Source organism: Thioalkalivibrio sp. ALE19 (assembly GCF_000428605.1).
GTDB lineage: Bacteria > Pseudomonadota > Gammaproteobacteria > Ectothiorhodospirales > Ectothiorhodospiraceae > Thioalkalivibrio.
In genome coordinates this window covers 1-17,306 of record NZ_AUAG01000012.1, presented here as the reverse complement: position 1 = coordinate 17,306, position 17,306 = coordinate 1, and the positions used below count along the sequence as shown (strand labels likewise).

The 17,306-nt window shown below is 59.8% G+C and carries 17 protein-coding genes; 16 read left to right on the top strand and 1 reads right to left on the bottom strand.

All coding sequences use genetic code 11. From position 1 onward, the window contains the following. The first annotated feature begins 3 nt into the window (after window positions 1-3). The 16 genes from F787_RS15535 to F787_RS15510 all read left to right on the top strand — a co-directional run bounded on the left by F787_RS15535 (window position 4) and on the right by F787_RS15510 (window position 16,514). Window positions 4-831 (top strand): TrbG/VirB9 family P-type conjugative transfer protein, encoded by an 828-nt coding sequence (locus F787_RS15535; protein ID WP_081694091.1) that lies wholly within the window; start codon window positions 4-6, stop codon window positions 829-831. Window positions 832-913: 82 nt separating this feature from the next. After that, on the top strand, window positions 914-2,194 hold the full coding sequence (locus tag F787_RS15530; protein ID WP_196801919.1) for a TrbI/VirB10 family protein: 1,281 nt from the start codon (window positions 914-916) through the stop codon (window positions 2,192-2,194). A gap of 50 nt (window positions 2,195-2,244) precedes the next feature. Beyond that, window positions 2,245-3,042: a lytic transglycosylase domain-containing protein gene (locus F787_RS16380; protein ID WP_196801918.1), complete on the top strand. Its 798-nt coding sequence runs from the start codon at window positions 2,245-2,247 to the stop codon at window positions 3,040-3,042. Then, window positions 3,029-3,601: a hypothetical protein gene (locus F787_RS15520; protein WP_155989590.1), complete on the top strand. Its 573-nt coding sequence runs from the start codon at window positions 3,029-3,031 to the stop codon at window positions 3,599-3,601. Before F787_RS16380 ends, F787_RS15520 begins: the two co-directional genes overlap by 14 nt. A 7-nt stretch (window positions 3,602-3,608) precedes the next feature. Then, window positions 3,609-4,325, top strand: coding sequence for a TcpQ domain-containing protein (locus tag F787_RS0106180; protein ID WP_042805709.1), 717 nt, complete (start codon window positions 3,609-3,611; stop codon window positions 4,323-4,325). Between the two features lie 20 nt (window positions 4,326-4,345). Continuing rightward, window positions 4,346-5,992 (top strand): type II and III secretion system protein, encoded by a 1,647-nt coding sequence (locus F787_RS0106175; RefSeq protein ID WP_231373413.1) that lies wholly within the window; start codon window positions 4,346-4,348, stop codon window positions 5,990-5,992. A gap of 9 nt (window positions 5,993-6,001) precedes the next feature. After that, complete coding sequence (pilO2, locus tag F787_RS0106170; RefSeq protein ID WP_028491638.1) at window positions 6,002-7,372, top strand: type 4b pilus protein PilO2; 1,371 nt, start codon at window positions 6,002-6,004, stop codon at window positions 7,370-7,372. A gap of 77 nt (window positions 7,373-7,449) precedes the next feature. Then, the gene (locus tag F787_RS0106165; protein ID WP_028491637.1) at window positions 7,450-8,322 is read left to right on the top strand and encodes a hypothetical protein; all 873 of its coding nucleotides are present in this window, start codon (window positions 7,450-7,452) and stop codon (window positions 8,320-8,322) included. Between the two features lie 16 nt (window positions 8,323-8,338). Further along, window positions 8,339-10,228 (top strand): GspE/PulE family protein, encoded by a 1,890-nt coding sequence (locus F787_RS0106160; RefSeq protein WP_042805707.1) that lies wholly within the window; start codon window positions 8,339-8,341, stop codon window positions 10,226-10,228. Window positions 10,229-10,242: 14 nt separating this feature from the next. Further along, on the top strand, window positions 10,243-11,490 hold the full coding sequence (locus tag F787_RS0106155; protein WP_231373406.1) for a type II secretion system F family protein: 1,248 nt from the start codon (window positions 10,243-10,245) through the stop codon (window positions 11,488-11,490). Window positions 11,491-11,692: 202 nt separating this feature from the next. After that, window positions 11,693-12,247, top strand: a complete 555-nt coding sequence (locus F787_RS0106150) for a type 4 pilus major pilin (RefSeq protein WP_028491634.1) — start codon at window positions 11,693-11,695, stop codon at window positions 12,245-12,247. A 71-nt stretch (window positions 12,248-12,318) separates the two neighbouring features. Next, a complete protein-coding gene (locus F787_RS16745; RefSeq protein WP_155989589.1) occupies window positions 12,319-13,635 on the top strand; it encodes a hypothetical protein in 1,317 nt (438 codons plus the stop codon). Between the two features lie 48 nt (window positions 13,636-13,683). Beyond that, complete coding sequence (locus F787_RS16740; RefSeq protein WP_155989588.1) at window positions 13,684-13,989, top strand: hypothetical protein; 306 nt, start codon at window positions 13,684-13,686, stop codon at window positions 13,987-13,989. A gap of 80 nt (window positions 13,990-14,069) precedes the next feature. Further along, window positions 14,070-14,864 (top strand): hypothetical protein, encoded by a 795-nt coding sequence (locus F787_RS16735; RefSeq protein ID WP_155989587.1) that lies wholly within the window; start codon window positions 14,070-14,072, stop codon window positions 14,862-14,864. 155 nt (window positions 14,865-15,019) lie between these two features. Then, window positions 15,020-16,003 carry a tyrosine-type recombinase/integrase gene (locus F787_RS15515; RefSeq protein ID WP_081694088.1) on the top strand — a complete coding sequence of 328 codons (984 nt, stop codon included), beginning with the start codon at window positions 15,020-15,022 and terminating at the stop codon, window positions 16,001-16,003. A 25-nt stretch (window positions 16,004-16,028) separates the two neighbouring features. Beyond that, window positions 16,029-16,514 (top strand): endonuclease domain-containing protein, encoded by a 486-nt coding sequence (locus tag F787_RS15510; RefSeq protein ID WP_231373405.1) that lies wholly within the window; start codon window positions 16,029-16,031, stop codon window positions 16,512-16,514. Between the two features lie 57 nt (window positions 16,515-16,571). Here F787_RS15510 and F787_RS17145 read toward each other — a convergent pair. After that, window positions 16,572-17,306, bottom strand: a 735-nt coding sequence (locus F787_RS17145) for an OmpA family protein (RefSeq protein WP_369774274.1), incomplete at its 5' end; no start/stop codon positions are given.

The following is a 17,306-nucleotide window of genomic DNA, read 5'->3' as shown; positions in this document are numbered from 1 at the left end:
GCTATGGAAGGCACAATGCGGACGTACGGAGTATGGGTTGCGGGGCTGGTTGTAGCTGTGGCTATGCCGACGGCGGCTGCGCAAATGCCAGAAGGGGTAGGCCACCAGGCGCAGAATGAAGTGCGGGGGGCGGAGGCCTACACTTTTCCGCAAGAAACGAATCTGGTTCAGTTTCGATACGACCCGAACAGGACGTACGAAATCCTCGCAAGACCCGAAGCGCCGACCAATATCGCGCTCGAACCGGGAGAGTCGCTGGTGGCTCTGGCGATCGGGGATACCGTGCAATGGCAGACGGAGGACGTGGACGGTCATATCTTCGTCAAGCCTCTGAGGTCCGGCATCTATACGGCAGGGACCATCGTGACAGATCGGCGATCGTATCAGATCAGTCTGCGGGCAGTGGACGAGTCCTCCCAGTGGTATCAGCGCGTGTCCTGGGATTATGAGGCGCGGCAAAGCATGCTGAAACAAGGTAGCGCGTGGGGGCAAGCCTCTGGCGGCGATACAGCAGAGGCGCCGGAGGCGTCGATGCCGGATGTTCCAGAAGATCAGGATGGCAACCATCCACGACCACAGGACCTGAACTTCGGATACTCCATCGAGGGTGCGTCGGGGCTTGTCCAGAATGCGTTCGATGATGGCGACTCGATGTGGATCCGTCTGGACGATGGTATTCAGGAGTTGCCGGCGGTTTTTGTTGAGGGTCGCCGCAACAGTCAGGCTCTGGCGAACTACCGGGTCGATGGCGACTACATCATCATCCATCGCTTGGTCGACCGGGCAATGCTGCGGATCGGCGACGAAGAAGTAATCATCGAGCGGGGGTGATTCAATGGTCGAAGAGAATCAGGACCCAACCCGCGAATCGGAAGCCCCTGATAGGTCATCCGCAGAACCCCCCCAGGGGAAGATGAGCAAGAAGCTGACCGGAATCGTCGTATCGGCGATCGGTCTTCTGATGGGGGTAGGGCTGATGCTCAGCAATATGGGCGGCGATGACGAAACGGGAGGCGTCTCGGAAGAAGAGATCGGGGACGTCGAGCGTTCAGGGCCCAGTGATGATTCAGACGACCTCCTGGCCGAACTTCGCGAGCGAGAGCAGGCAGCCCTGGAGCGGCGACGCCAACGGGAGCAGGAGCTGCAAGAAGAAGCTGATGACGAAGAGGATGATGAAGCGGATATCGATGGGGAGCCGCAGATCGACCCTGGTGCGGACGAGACAGTCGAAGTAGACCCAGAAATCGAGCGTGAACGCGCGATGCGTGAGCGCGTCGCTCAATCGGACATCCTGGCGATTGACCACGGGGGTGGCGTCAGTGGCATGACGGATGACGTAAGGGGGGCCATGGGACAACAGGGGCACGGTGCTGCCCAGCAGCCTCCGGGCGCCGCGCAGGTGGGAATGCCCGGTCAGGCTCCGACACCCCAGGACCGGGGTGCAGAAGCAGCGGAACGGATGCAGCAAGCCATGGAAGGCATGATGGGCGGGGCTGGCATGCCGCCGGGTCAAGCCCAGAGTGACCAACCGAGCCGAGCCCAGCGCAACCAGCAATGGCTGGATGACCGATCCAGGCAGGATGCAGCGGATCGTACCGAAGAGGAGATCGAGGTTCGTGACCGGCCTCATGATCGCCCTGTGGTTTATGAGGGCTCGGTGATCCCGGCCGTGTTGCAGACCGCGGTGAATTCCGACCTTCCCGGAATGGTGACGGCACTGGTGACGCGGGACGTTCGCGATTCCGTTGACGGGAGCGAAGTGGTAATCCCGCGCGGATCCCGCATTATTGGGGAGTACAATTCGGATGTGCTGGATGGTCAGGACCGGCTGGTTTTTGCATTCGAACGAATTGTCTTTCCGGACGGGCGTGATATCGATATCGGCAATATGGGGGGTGCGGATGAAGCCGGGGCCTCCGGTGTGGATGGAAACGTCAACACGCATTTCTGGTCCAGACTTGGGCGTGCTGGCTTGATTGCTGCGATCACGATTGGCGCAGAGCGCCAGGCGGAGAGAGACCAGCAGGATTCGTTTATTGGCGGAGAGGCGAATCAGACGGGAACGGCCGCATCCGAGATTTTTGCTGACACTGCTGAAGATTCGCTTGATCGTCACCGGGATCGAGGCCCGACCATCACTATCCCGGCAGGCGAGACCTTCAACGTTATGGTCAACGCTGATATCGTGCTGTAAACTGGGAAAAGAACGGAGTTCGAAGAATCCAAAGGAATGGGGAAATGGTGATGGATCGCCTGAAAAACCGATCGGCCGCGCGTCGCTGGGGTGTTACGACCTGGCTGGGGGTCGTCCTGTTGGCGGCGGCGTCCGGGCCGGCATCTGGCGCGGGGCCGCTATACGAGCCCGGCGTGACGCTGGCCGATTTGGGGGCGAATCAAAGCGACTCCCCGAGTGTTATTGTTGCGCGAACACGATCCGGGGCGCGCGTCGCGCATTTCTTCCGCTCGGGAGAAACGACATCCCATCACGCAGAGGTCATCGAATCGCCCCGTGCCGCAGGGCCTAAACGCGACACCGCCATGCGAGGCGGCGGTCCGGCCCAGGGAGTTCAGATTGACCCTCAAGTAAGGCCTTATGACGGGGTGATCAATACGCGCGCTTTCCGCGCCCTGATTGATCGAGCCGCGGAGGATCAGGGCGTCCCTTCATCACTTCTCCGAGCGTTGATTCACACTGAAAGTTCTTTCCGGTCGGACGCAGAGTCTCATGCCGGCGCGGTTGGGCTGATGCAGCTTATGCCCGAGACCGCACAGCGATTCGGGGTCTCCGACCGTCGCGACCCGGTCCAGAACGTCTATGGCGGCGCTCGCTACATCCGTCACTTGATCGACAAATACGGCGACCTCGAAATGGCGCTGGCGGCCTATAACGCCGGAGAAGGTGCCGTGCGTCGTTACGGCGGGATCCCTCCGTTCGAGGAGACCCAGCAATTCGTGCCGCGGGTGTATTCACGGTTTGCGCGTTATCAGATTGAAGAATCGGGTGGACAGGTGGCTGCAAGGGGAAGCTATGTATCTCGATAGTGTCTTCAGGTCTGCCGTTCGCTGGGGCGCCATCGGTACGGCAATCGTATTAGGTGCCGGTTGCGCGGGTCTGGAAAGAACATCGGAATCCGGGCGCACCGGGGGGAATCCAGAGGCGGTGATCGTTTCGGAGTCGGAGGAATTCGAGCTGGGATACCGCGTAGAAAACATGCAGGGCCAAAGGAAACGCGGGCAAGTCTTTGATGACGGAGATCGGACGTTTTTCGCCTGGCCCCGCGATTCCAGAATCGAGTCACTGCAAACCGCGGAGGGGCAGCCGGTTAATGTCGAAAAGGTGGGCGCTTATTACATCGCCGATCGCGTGGAGGGGATGTGGTTTCTGGAAGACTCCAGCGGTAATACACGGTGTGTGCGCGATGCGCAGCTTTCGCGGAACGCTTGCAGTGACACCGTCGACGCGTCTCAGGCACGAGGTGCGCCGGGGCAAGAAGAACTCAAGAAGCGTCGGGAAGAGCTGGAGAATCGTCTTCGGGCGCTGGAACAGATGAACGGCGAAGAATATGGTACGGAAGAACACACAGATGAAGGCAGGGAGTGAGCCCGTTATGACACGAAAGATGAAAGCCATTGTGTTGGCACTTGCCGCTGGCGTCGGTGGGATGACCGTAACGGCGGCCCCGGCGATGGGGGCGAGCACCGTGTATAAGGACAACCAATCGGTAAACGCACCGTATTCTTTCGATTTCCAGTTCCGGGGGGCACCCAATGCCCAGCCGGTCCAGGTCTTTACGGACGAATACGAGACCTATATCGAGCTGCCGGAGGGTGTGACCCCGCACTACGCGCTGGTGGATGGGCACCGGGTACAGCTGAACGAAACGCCGCCTTACGTCATGATCGACGGGGCGCCGCGCGAATTTTTCATCCGAACGTCGCATGGTGAAGCGGAAGTCATCCGCCGCGGCAATCAGGTGCTTGCGGCCAACCTGGCGGATCGTGGCTCCTCCGCGTCCGGCGAGTGTGACCCCGTATGCCCGGGTGAGGAGTACATCCTTCGCGAGGGAACGCTCCTGTCCGAATCGCTTCGTCGCTATGTCCAGGACCAGGGGTGGAACGCGCTACGCTGGGAGCTGGATCACGACTACCGCATCGCGGAGGACATCCCGATGCATGGCGACATGCAAACGGCCATTCGTGGTCTCGTCCAGGCCTACCAGGCTCAGGGCGGTCTGATGGGTGTTGCCCCTCGATTCGCGGAAGGCAATCGGGTTGTGGTGATCGAGGAAGCGGATCATTCGGGTGATTTCGGCGGCGGCCGGTAAATCGAAAGGGAGTGGAAAAGATGCAAGGGATGTGGCGAAAGAGCCTGGTCGCGATCGGTGTGTCCGTACTGGTTTCCGGGTGCGCAACGCTGGGGCAGGAAGCAGCAGACGAGACCTCGCGGAAGAACGATGATGTGATGCAGCAGCTGCAGCAGTTCGAAGCGCAGCAGCAGAGAGAGCGGGAGCAGGCGCAACGGGAGCAGGATCGCGTCGGGACGGCGGATGCGCTGCCGTATGTATCGACGGAAAAGATCCCGCGGCACGAAACACTGCCTCCGGCTTTCGAGAAGGAGATCATCATTCACGAACCGCACGGCGTTCGGATCGGGAATCTGATGACCAAGCTGGGTGAGGCCACGGGCATTCGGATGACCTTCGAGTCGGATCTGGTCCGTCAAAGGGGCGCCGATGCGCCCGACAGTACGGATTCCGCCGGTGACGAGATGTCGCTTGCGGAAATGCGCAGCGCGGCGGATGCCGGAATGACGGGCGCGGATGCGCTATTGAACGACGTGCGTGTGGCGCTATCGCATCAGGGTCGCGTCCGCGATGTGCTGGATGCGGCCGCGAACGCGATGGAAGCGCGCTGGCGCTACGATGCGGAAGCGGGCGAGGTCGTGTTCTATCGCTATGTGAGCGAAACAATGCGGATCGCGATGACCGCGGGCGGAATGATCAACAACGTTACGCTGCAGACGCAGGGCGATTCGGGTTCCGGTGCGGAAAGCGAGCTCCAGATGGAAAGCGAATCCTCGATCTGGGAAGACATCGAATCTTCGCTGGAGTCGATGACCAGTTCGCAGGGAGCGTTTTCGATCTCCGACGTGATGGGCACCGTGACGGTGCGCGATCACCCGGATGTGGTCGAGGAGGTGGAGGCCTATGTGGAAAGACTCAATGAGACCTTCTCGCGACAGGTCAATGTTGACGTTCACATTTACAGTGTGGACGCATCGGAGGACGATCTGCGTGGCCTGAACTGGAATGCGCTGTTCCAGGTGCCGAATCTGGATTTCGATATTTCGACCCCCGACGGCGGTGGCGGGAGCCTGAGTGGCGGCGGCGCCGTGATCTCGGTTCCGGACCGTGCGGCCGGGCGCGCGCTGTCGAATTTCGTCGGTTCGGAAGCCTTTCTGGAAAGTCTGAATCGGGTCGGCGAGGCCAGTACCGTCACTACCACGACGTTGCAGACCGTGAACAATCAGCCGGCGCCGGTCCGGATCGGTCAGACGATTTCCTATCTGCGTGAGGTGTCCGAAACCGATACCGCGAACGTCGGCACCTCGGCGACTCTGACGCCCGGGGAGATCGATGTGGGACTGTCCATGCAGGTGCTCCCGCATGTTCAGGACAACGGGCGCGACTTGCTCATGCAGGTGATGATGAACCTGTCAACGCTCGACAACATGGAGGAGTTCTCGTCGGCGAACAATACGATCCAGCTTCCGGAGGTCACCACGCGTGATTTCGTCCAGCGCACATGGTTGCGCAGTGGGGAGGCACTGGTGCTCGCCGGCTTCGAGGAGGTGCAGGCGAATCTGGTCCGTCAGGGGCTGCTGGACGCGGACTCCTGGGGAGTCGGTGGATCCCGGCGGTCGGAGCAAAGCAGTGAAAGCCTCGTGATCGTCATCACGCCGACGGTGACCTCGGTTCGAGACCAGCTCTGAGGGGGTCACATGGAAAAGGTGAAGCTCAACGGAGAGGTGTATCTGGCGGGCCTGCAGTGGCAGGCCGCGCCGGATGAAGGCATCAGCGCCGCCTCCGTCATGAAACTGGCCTCGGACCTGGGGGGCAAGGCATCCGTCTATGCGGAATCCAGGTCCGAAGAGCATGAGGTGTTCGTCGGGATCGGACTGGCCGGCGAGGGTGATGGGTCGCGCGACGCCTCGCAGTCCCTCGCCTCGGCCATTGCGTCGCATCTGGGGGATCATGTGGTGGTCGCCCGGATCGGTGAAGACCGTTTCTGGCTCCTGATCGCGCATAACGGTGGGGTGATTCCAGGGACGGACGTATGCGGATCCAGTAGTGAGATCATTCGGAGTCTGCGAAACAATGTCGACCTGTTCGCCGACTTCCCGCTGTTGGTTTCGGAACCGGGCCTGTTCGAGCAGGACGAAGGTATCGCGTTGCTGGAAGATGTGCGCGATTGGTTGGCGGAGGCGGAAGTCCGCGATCTGGAATCGCTCGTCCAGGGTGGTGCGGCAAAGGCCCCTTTGGTGCATCTCGCGGATCCGGCGGCATCTCGCAAACGAAAGGTTCTTGCAGCCGGCGTGGCAATCGCCGTGATTGGTGTCGCCGGAAGCTGGTACTGGTACGCCCAGCAGACACCGGATATTCCCGGGCAACCTGTCGTGGAAGAAGAGGAAGAAGATCCGGTCGAGGTCGCCCGGGAGGAATATCTGAGCCAGCTGGTGTCCACGCTCGATGGATATCTCCCGAAGTCGAATGACTGGGTGCTCCCCTTGCTGGAACAGGCAATGGAGGATCATGCGCGTTCGGCGGTCGGATGGGGGTTCGAAGGGTTGGTGTGTGACCCGGGAGGCTGTCAGGTCTCGTGGGTTCCCTATTCCTCGGTCCGCCCGGTGCAGGCGTTCCCCGAAAAAGTCGGACTTTCACGGGATCGGATTCAGGTGAACGGTGATGTCACGAATATCACTGCTCATATCGAAAACCCGGAAGACGTGGATCATCGCGAAATGACGCGTCCCGGGCTCGATGATCTGCGTGACGGACGGGCGATTCGGGACGAGTGGTGGGATTTCCAGCAGCTGGCCCAGATCCGTCTCCCGGGCCTGCAGTTCGAGCACGCGGGAGAACCATCGTTGGTGCGCGAACCGGACGACCTGGTGCCTCGGGATGTCGTACGCGTGGAGGAAGGATCGATTCACGTCCGCGGCTCGAATCGAGATCAGCTGAAGGAATTGCTTACTGAAATCGACGGAACGGAAATCCGTGCCACCGAAGTCACCTATTCACCCGGTGGCGCCGTAGGGATGGGCAGCGCAGCACAATGGCGTGTGGAGCTGCAGTACGTCGCACAGCGTTAAAAAGGGACGAGAAAATGATGCAGAGAAAGACGAAAGTCGCCTGGGCGGTTGCGGCCGTTGTGTTCGGAGGCAGCGCCATGCTGGGGTCGAAATCGGTTGCGGACGAGGTCCCGTCGTTCATGCAGGAGATGAACGAGACGGATGAAACCGCACCGGAGGTATCGGAAGGACAGGAGCCGGAAGACGACGCCCCGGCGGAAGATGTTTTCGCGGAAGAGGATAACGGCAATGAGGAGCCGGACGTAGTGGATTCCTCGAGCGTGGAGCCGATCGGGGCGTCTTCGGATGCCGACGGAGAAGGTCTGAATGATGATCCGGAAATCAGCCGGGATGAGGACGCGGCTCCGACCGGCGGTGAGGATGTGGTAACGCTTCCGTCCGAGGGAATGGCGGACCCCGAGGCGGATCCGGATGAAACGGATCCAGCGATGGAACCCCACGAGATGCGCGCCAGCGAATCCGAATACCTCGAAGAGATGCGGGATCTGCAGCGCCAGTCCGAGCTGATGGAGCTGCGCAACCATGTGCTGGAACAGCGCCGCACCCATCAGGAAATTCAGCGTGAGATGAACCAGCGCCAGGCCGAACAGCGGGCGCGTCAGTCGCAACCCAGCCAGGAGGTCCAGCAGCTTCGTCGCCAGGTTCGAGCCATGGAGGAAGAATTGACGGGGGGTGATCTCGGGAGTGCCTACGATGATTCCCTCGCCCCGGACGAAGAGGTTCTGGCCGATATGCATCTGGTCAGCGTTTATGGCGATGCCCGCAACCCCAGAGCGGATGTCATCTATGGCGGTGGGCGCATGAGCGTGCAGCGCGGAGACATGCTGCCCGGTGACTGGCAAATCCAGCGCGTGGAGCGTTCGCGTATCCTCGTGCAAAAGGGAATGCGTCGATTCGAGATTGGCGTCGAAGCACCGGGTTCGGGTATGTCGTTCAACGTTTCCCGCTGATCAGGGAGAGGTGAGCATGGATCAGGATCAGAAAAAGGATTTCCTCAGCGAGCCGGATACCCCCGTGAAAGAGCCGGAGATGGCGGATCCGATCGAGGGGGAAGTCGTCGATCACTCGGATGGAGAAACTCAGGGAGGGGGTGGCCAGCCCCTGTCCCAGCCCAAGCAGACCGGAAAGGACTTTGCGCCACCGGACATCGTCCGGGTCAGGGACCTTCCGTCCTACCGTTGGGTCCTGAGTCGCGAAAAGGAACCCATCATCAAGCCATCCGACAATGTCTGGCCGTTTGTCGCGGTGATCGCGGCGCCGATACGCGAAGGGGATCATGTGTCCGCATCCGGTGAGACAATCCGGGCTTCGGAGTTGCCGGACCTGGCGGCCAACGGGACGCTTTCACTGGAAATCTGGATCATCGTTACCGGCCGAATGTGGGATCGGGGGAAAGGTCTTGTGGCCGGGCTGATCCAGGACATCGAGCGGCGATTCCCCAATGCCGTGATCCACCGTCGGGCACGAACCGCAACGGCGAACATCATCGAAGCGATCTACGATCGGGCCAACAATATCGAGCGGCAGATCGAACAGTCGGATTCCTCCAATGAACAGGAGGAATTCGACCAGATCGGTGCGTATGCGCTCGAACACGAGGTTTCCGATATTCACATCGAGGTGACTCGGGAGTCGGCGCAGATCCTCATGCGCCGGCACGGTCGCCTGAACCACTACCGGGATCTGTCGCCGGAGCGAGCGCAGGCGATTTGTGCGGCCGCATACAACACGCTCACGGAAGAAGGGTCGATATCGGATGCCTTCAATGTGCGCGAATTCCAGAATGCGGTCATCGATCGAACCTACGAAATGGGACGGGTCCGTTTTCGTTACGCTTCGATGCCGGTGGCCCCGGAGGGATTCAACGTCGTCCTCCGTCTGTTGCCGTTGGGCGTGGAGGCCGAGCACAAGACGTATGAGGAGCTGGGATATTCACCGGATCAGCGCAAAACGATTCGGCGGGCCCTGGGGAAATCCTCCGGTATGTTCATCATTGCCGGCACGACGGGATCCGGGAAATCGACGACCCTCCAGAACGCGATCGAGGGGGTCGCCATCGAGCGCCCCCATCACAAGATCCGTACAATCGAAGAACCGGTCGAGTACAATATCCGGAACGCGTCGCAGACACCTGTGGTGCGCGGAAAGGGTGAAAGTGGCAGCGAAAGCGGCGGTGAGGACAAGCCGTTCACCGACGCGATCCGTGCAGCGATGAGAAATGACCCCGACTTCCTCATGATAGGGGAAATCCGGGATGCCATCACGGCCCGGTTGGCGATCCAGGCGGCCCAGACCGGGCACCAGGTGGCGACGACACTGCATGCGGATTCCTGGAGTGGCGTGGTGGACCGTCTTGGCGTGATCGGGATCGAGATGGGGCTTTTGTCACAACCGGGGCTGATCTCCGGATTGGCGTATCAGAAACTGACGCCGGTACTCTGCCCCGAGTGCAAAATGCCGCTCGCCCAGTGGGAGAAGACCGAAGAAGCGCAGCGCCCCGAAAATCTGGAAATGCTCGAGCGGCTTGAACAGGTGGCGGGGGACGACAAGGATCACATTCGGGTAGGCCATCCCGACGGGTGCCCGAACTGTCAGGGAACCGGCGTTGTCGGGCAGACGATTTGCGCCGAGGTGGCGATCCCCAACAACGCAATGCTTCGGGCGATCCGGGAGGGGGATATCGTCGAACTGCGCCGAATCTGGCGTTCGACCCGCAACCCGGAAGACCCCTCGGATATGAGTGGACGCACGGCATTCGAACACGCCATCTGGAAGATGCGTAACGGCGTAACGGATCCTCGGGATGTCGAGCAAAAGTTCATGATGCTGGATGAAGTCTTCCACATCGACGAGTGATGGAGAACGCAGGGATGCAGGAAAGGATCCAGGGAGCGATCCAGCAATGGGCCGGATCGTGGAAAGAAAAACTCGGTCAGATGGGTCTGACAGCCGGACGGTTTTCCAGAACTGAAGGGAAGGCCGCGCCGAAAAAGGGTCAGGCTTCAAATGGATCGCCCGGCATTCAGGATCGTTTCGATCGTTTTCAGGCCAAAAGGGCCTTTAACGGCCGCACGCGGGCGGATCTCTACGAAGACCTGGCGGCGTTTCAGGACGCCGGCATTCCCCCGTTTTCGGCGATGCAGTCGATCAACGAGATTCACCATCGCCAGCGCCGCAGTCTGCTCCTTCTGGGGAAGAAGACGAAGAAGCCGTTGTGGCGCATGTCGGATGAATGGATTCGAACGATCGAGAAAGGCGGGACCGTCGCGGATGCGCTCGCCCCCTGGGCGGATCCGGCGGAAGTGACGATGATCGCGGCGGGGGAGGAGTCGGGCGAGCTTTCGGAGGCGTTGCGGGAAACCTCCCGCCTGACCCGGGCCCGGGGTGAAATGATCAAGACAGCCATCGGGAAACTGATCATGCCGGTGATTCTCCTTGCCGCTCTGTTCGGTTTCGTGTTTTACATCTCGGCGACGATCGTGCCGACCGCGCGCGAATTGCTCCCCCCGGATCAGATGCCCTGGCTGGCGTCGGCCTATTTCGGGTTCGGCGAGTGGATGCTGACCTATGGGCCGGGCCTGCTCATCGCGTTCGGGGTATTGGTCGCCGTCATCTTCGGGAGTATGCCGGTATGGCGCGGTCGATACCGTAACTGGGCGGATAAGGTGTTCCCGTGGACCTTTTATCGGATGATGCAGAGTGCGTTCTTTCTCTTGACGCTCTCCGCCATGCTTCGGGCGGGGATCCCGCCGATGAAGGCGCTGACCGGCTTGAAGAAATACGCACGACCCTGGATGGCCGAGCATCTGGAACGCATGATGACCCGGCTTCGAGCGGGCGAAAAAGAGACGCAGGCGCTGGATAGCGGTCTTCTGATGGACAGCATGAGTGATCGTCTGTACATCTACAGTCGGCTTCCGGATTTCTCCGTGGTCATGAACAGCCTGGGTGGGGATGCCATCAAAGACCTGCGCGAAAACATCGTGAAGGTGACGACGGCGGTATCGACCGCGGCAATGCTGGCCCTGGCGCTGTTCGTGGTCGCGACCGTGTTCTCTCTGGGGCAGGTCAGCTTTTCCATTCAGGGGCAGGTTGATCAGCAGGAAGTTGCCCCATAAAGTAATAAGGCGGGAGACGTAAGCAGCCCGCCCGCGCGGTCCGGTCGCAAACGGGCCGCTTACCGGTGAAAGCCGGTGGAACTCTCCTGATTCGGGAAATGGCGGAAAGGGAGAGCAACAGTCATCCGCGACCGGACCCGTAATCATAGGTCGTCGGAGATTTCACTAAGGCAAAAACGCAACAAGCAAGGAAGGTGACGAAATGCAACACTTCAACAAGGACGTCCATCGGAAGGTTCGCGGGTTTACCCTGGTCGAAATGCTGATCGTACTGGCGATCGGTGCATCGGTACTGTTCGGGGTCTTCTTGACGGTGAGTGCCGTGCAGAACCAGCAGGCCGCGAACGAGGCCTCGGAGAACCTCAACCTTTTCGCCGCGGAAATTCAGACGCTGTTCCGGGGGCAGTCCGATTTTTCGGATATCAGCAACACCGTGCTTCTGGATGCCGGTATCGTGCCGGGCCCGATGGAGCAGGGCGGTGAGATCGTGACCGCCTGGAACGATGATGTGGTGGTGGACCACACGGACCTGACCGGTACGTCGGGGACCGACAACGCGTTCGAGATCAAGTATCCGCTTCCGGAGGCGGCCTGCACCAACGTGATCCAGGCGGTTGAAGGCGCCTTCGCGGAGGTGCGGGTGGGTGGCTCGACCATCAAGGATGCCAACAATCGTGAGATGGACATTCCGACGATGGCCTCCGAGTGCAGCAGTGGGGGAGACGAAGTAACGGTGGACTTCATCCAGGGTCGGTAATTCGCCCCAATCGCCGGCTGTACAGGGGCCCGGCCCGGGGCGGCCTGGGCCCCTTTTTTTGACGAGGAGGCATGAATATGGACAGCCAGACAGTCAGGGATGAAGCTGTGGTGGGCATCGCCCGACCGAGGCGTCGAAAGCAGTCCGGTTACGTGACCCTGATCGGGATGTTGATGGCTTTGGCCTTAGCAATAGGTGCATTGCCCTGGGTGATCGAAATGCAGGAAAGGGATCGGGAAGCAGACCGGGCGGAGAAAACGGGGAAACAGCTTGCCCAAATCTCGGCGGGGCTTAACCAGTATATGTCTGAGATCCAGAGTGGAGAAGGTCACCCGGAGGAAATCAATAGTCTGGCACCCTTGCGGCCCGAATCTTGTGAGCCCGCCGAAGCAGTAAAAGAGGAAGGGTTTATTCCATGCCATGTTGCTTCGACGGATCGCTCCGATACATATCTGCGCGGTGATTACGAAATCCAGTTAATCGAGTTTGGGGCAGACGACGAAGGCATTGAGGTGCAGCTTCTGCTCGAAATTGAAAATCCACGCAATCCCGATAGGCGGGCGGCTATTGCCCAGTATGTGGCAAATGAAGTGGCTTTATCTCAGGAAAGTGCTTCGGCCGGGTTCTATGATGGCGTGTATGCCAATATCGAACGAGATGTATTTGATGGGCAAACGCCTGTGTCTTTGATGGATCCAGAGGACCTTTATCGAGATGTCGACGGAAATCTAACCGTGGAAGATGCGAATAATCATGGTCGCCTTTTGATGGTTCTGAGTAATCGGGCCACCGATGACCGTTGGCTTCGCGTAGATGGGACGAATCAGATGGAAGCCAATCTCGATGCTGGAGATAATAGCATCGTCAATGCGGATTCGATCGATGCAGCGGGAAATCTGGTGCTTGGCGAAGACGCATATATTGGTGGAGGAAGTGTCATACAAGAGAACCTCGAAGTCGATGGCGATATCTCTGGTGGGAGCGACATCATCAGTGAAGGCGACATCGTAAGTGAAGGTAACATCTTTACGGACGGTGATATTGTGGCCGAAGAAGGGAATGTCGTAGCAGAAGATGCGTTTCTGGAAAACGCGGGTATGCGTGCGAGTACCGGCGTTTTTCATCAGGAGGTGATTGATGCTCCAGGAAGCGTGGACTTCCAAGGGAATTGCGGAGACGGGCTGGAGCCAAGGATTTTTACTTCGATACAAAGCGTGATTGGCCATGATGCTGGTAACGGCGCAACCGCAATCCATGGGATTCGAACGATTGTCGATGGCGGTGGTGGGAGTTACCAAATTACACCGCAGGTAATAGGTCCGGAGACAAATTCGTGGCAAAACACGGAGGCGCAGGTGGTGGTCATGATGGCCTGCGGGCCAAACTAGTTGGGAGGCTGTATGCGGGTAGCCGGGTTAGTGATTGCGGTGAGTGCCATGGGGATGAATGTCGTCGCTCAAGCGGAGGAAGAATACCAGGCGCCGAGGGATCAGTACGGGTTCAACGTTGAAGACAAGATAGAGCAGCGTACGGAGATTGATCTGAGTGAAAATGAAGGAGACGACGTGGAACGCGAGACCATCGGGGTGGAGGGGAAGCCGTTGGATGTCCGCTATCCGGATTCGGGGCCAAGTGGGGGGTGGAAACCGAATGCTGAAGCAGGTTTTCCGGAAGGGCATGAAGAGTGTATTGACGCCGGCGGGGTATTCGTTGGTGGCGAATGTGTCGGCGCAGACCCGTGAGTTGCCGATGGGGAGAGAGGTATGATAGAATTCGTAAGCAGTAGGGTGGGATGGATTCTGCGAAGTAGGGGGAGTCAGGTATGACTCAAGTAAATGCGCGAAAGACGAAGGTGGCTCTGGCGGTGGCTATGGTCACGATGACCGGGATGTCGGTTTCCGCCATGGAGAATGGTGAAGATTCGGAAAAGTTTGATCTTGATGCCACCCTGGAAGAGCGGGGCTTCACGGAGGAGGTCATCAGGGGAGAGCCCAGGGACTCTTCGGAGCGAGAATCACCGGACGTGGATTTCGCTGAGTTTGGAGAGGATTCGTTCGGAAGTTGGAAGGGAGGTGAGTCACCCGGTCTGGCTTGCGAAGCCATGGGACTGGAAGAAGTTAATGGCTCATGCGGTATGACCGATGAACAAGCCTGCAACGAGGCAGGTCTTAATTGGGATGGTTCGTCATGCACGATGACCGAGCAGGCGATGTGTACGGAACTGGGCCTGAGCTGGGACGACGGATCGGGTACTTGTTATGACCCGGATAACGTGATTGCTTCGGAGCCGGTTGCGAGTACTCAATGCACGCCCGGTCAGGTCTACGTCACCAATAAGAAGTCTGGTGGTTATGGTAATAGGGGCCAGATTCGGTGCGCTTCTGATGGGGAGACCTTGGAAGGAGTTTTTGGTGGAGAGGTGAAAGGAACGATCCCGATGGGGGAAGAAGGCGATATATATTACGGTGGTGCTGGTCGATTCGTTCAGCATAACCGGATGTTAGTCAGGAACTGCAGTGACACACAATGCCAGGCAAGAATAGTGATTAGTGGATGGCGGCCGGTATCCGGCAGTTTCTACAATTCGGAAAATGGCTGGGTTTCATTGGGTAACTAAATGTGGATTTAAGCAAGTAATCCGCATAGAATGGGCCCCGGATCACATCCGGGGCCTTTTTTTATGGACAAACGCCGAATGTCCGAGTATCGTGCGCGGGAAGTCGATAGCGCGGATAACGCGCTGATCTGGCTGTTTTCATCGGGGCTGGATGGATGACTGGCTCCGACGATGCCCGCAAGCAGGACCCGGACGGCGACTCGCGTGCCCTCGAGTCCCGTCCTTCTTCATCCGATCTCCTGCCTCACGAAGCCTACCTCCTCAACCTGGGGAGCCGGGAATCCCGGGAAACCATGCGTTCGGTAATCCAGTCGATGTGCTGGATGCTGCGTGAATGCCAGCCGGCCGACATGGACTGGGGATCACTTCGTCGCTCGGACGGGCAATCCCTCCTCGCCTCGTTGCAGGACAAGGGGCGGTCTCGATCAACACAGGCGCTTTATCTGAGTGCCCTGCGGGGTGTCCTGAAAGAAACCTGGCACCAACGGCTGATCGACGGTGATGAATACCACCGGATCGTGGATATTCGGCCGTACAAGGAAAAGCGGCTGCCCAAGGGACGTGCCCTCGAATCGGACGAGATCGACCACCTCCTGAAAAAGCTGGAGGCCTCGGACCACCCTTCCGCCATTCGCGATCGCGCGATCATCAACGTGCTGTACAGCTCGGGGATGCGTCGGGCCGAACTGGTCGGCCTGGATCTCGACGATCTCTGCCCGGAGGCCGGTGGCCTCCGCATCCGGGGGAAAGGCAATCGCGAGCGCATCGCACCCGTCGATGATGAAGCCTGGGAGTCCGTGAATACCTGGATCGATGATCTGCGGGGCGAAGAATCGGGCCCCCTCTTTCTCCCGATGACCAAGGCCGGCAAGCTGAAGTGGAAACGCATGACCGGCCAGGGAGTCGCCTACCTGCTCGAGAAGGCCTCGAAGAAAGCCGGTACCGAACGCACCCTGCCCCACGATATGCGGCGCACCTTCATTACCCACCTGCTCGACAACAACGAGGATATCCTGACCGTGGCCGACCTGGCGGGACACGCCTCCGTCGAGACGACCCAGATATACGATCGCCGGGGGGAAGCGACCAAAAGGGCCGCAGTCGAACGGCTGCGGAAGGATCGAAGAAGGAAGGATTAGGGGTATCCCCCGCGGAGGTGCCAGGATGGCGCGCAATCTGCGACTCACCGAAGAAGAAGCAATCCGGATGGGGCTGATTCCATCGAAATCGCCCTCCTCGGCCCGTGGCCGCCAGCCGCATGAAGGGGAGCCGAAAGTTCCGGCCGTCGCCGGGAACAGGCGCCCTCGACATGCCCGGCCGGGGGAAAAGATTGATCCGCAACGGATCCTCGCCGGAGAGCTGAAGCGCCGATTGGGGGACGAGGCGGTTCACGAGGAAGTGGCCGGCCTGATCCCCGGCCGCAAGTACCGGGTCGATATTCTCCTGCCCGCCTCGAGCATCATCGTGGAGTTCGACGGGTTCCAGTACCACCGATCCAAGAGTGCGTTCCAGAAAGATCGCGAGCGGCAGAATCACCTGGTGATGGCCGGTTACCGGGTGCTGCGGTACTTCAACAAGCAGGTTCACGAGGAACTGGATAGGGTCGCGGAAGAGATCGTGGTTTTTCACCGGAGCGTGGTCCAGAGATAGAAAAAGGCCGCCATTTCTGGCGGCCTTTTCTTTGTGGGGCGGCGATCGCAGGAATCGTTACTGAGCGATGGGCCCCACATCGTGGCGCACTTCGACGCGGCGGTTGGCTTCGCGGCCTTCCTGGGTGTCGTTGGACTCCGCTGGCTGATGGAAGCCGTGGCCTCCGTATTCGATGGCCGATTCCCGCACGCCCTGCTCCACCAGGAAGTCCCGGACGGCGCGGGCCCGACGTTCCGACAGGTCCAGGTTGTATTCGTCCCCGCCGATGTTGCAGGTATGACCATCGACCTGGACCGTTGAATAGGCGGTCCGAGGGTCGGTCAGCACATCGGCCAGTTCCTGAAGAACGGCCCGGCCTTCTTCCCGCAGGGTTGCTTCGTCGAACTCGAACAACGTGTCGGCATCCATCACCGTTTCGGTGATCAGGTTCTCGACTTCGGAGTCCACAAAGGCCTCCGGAGCCGGGATTGCCTGCTCCACTGGGGTTCCCGGGCGCTCATCGGTGTCTTCATCCTCGTGCCCGGGATCACGTGGATCGGTGGGGTGTTCCTCTTCTTCATCATCCCCAGGGTCACGAGGATCAGAACCGCGTTCGTCCGGATCCGGGGCCTCGCGTGAATAATCGGGCTCTTCCGGCACGGCCGGCGTCACTTCCGGTTCGGGTTCCGGCTCGGGCTCCGGCTCGGGTTCTGGTTCGGGCTCGGGCTCGGGCTCGGGCTCCGGTTCCGGCTCGGGCTCCGGTTCCGGCTCGGGCTCGGGCTCCGGTTCCGGCTCCGGTTCCGGCTCCGGTTC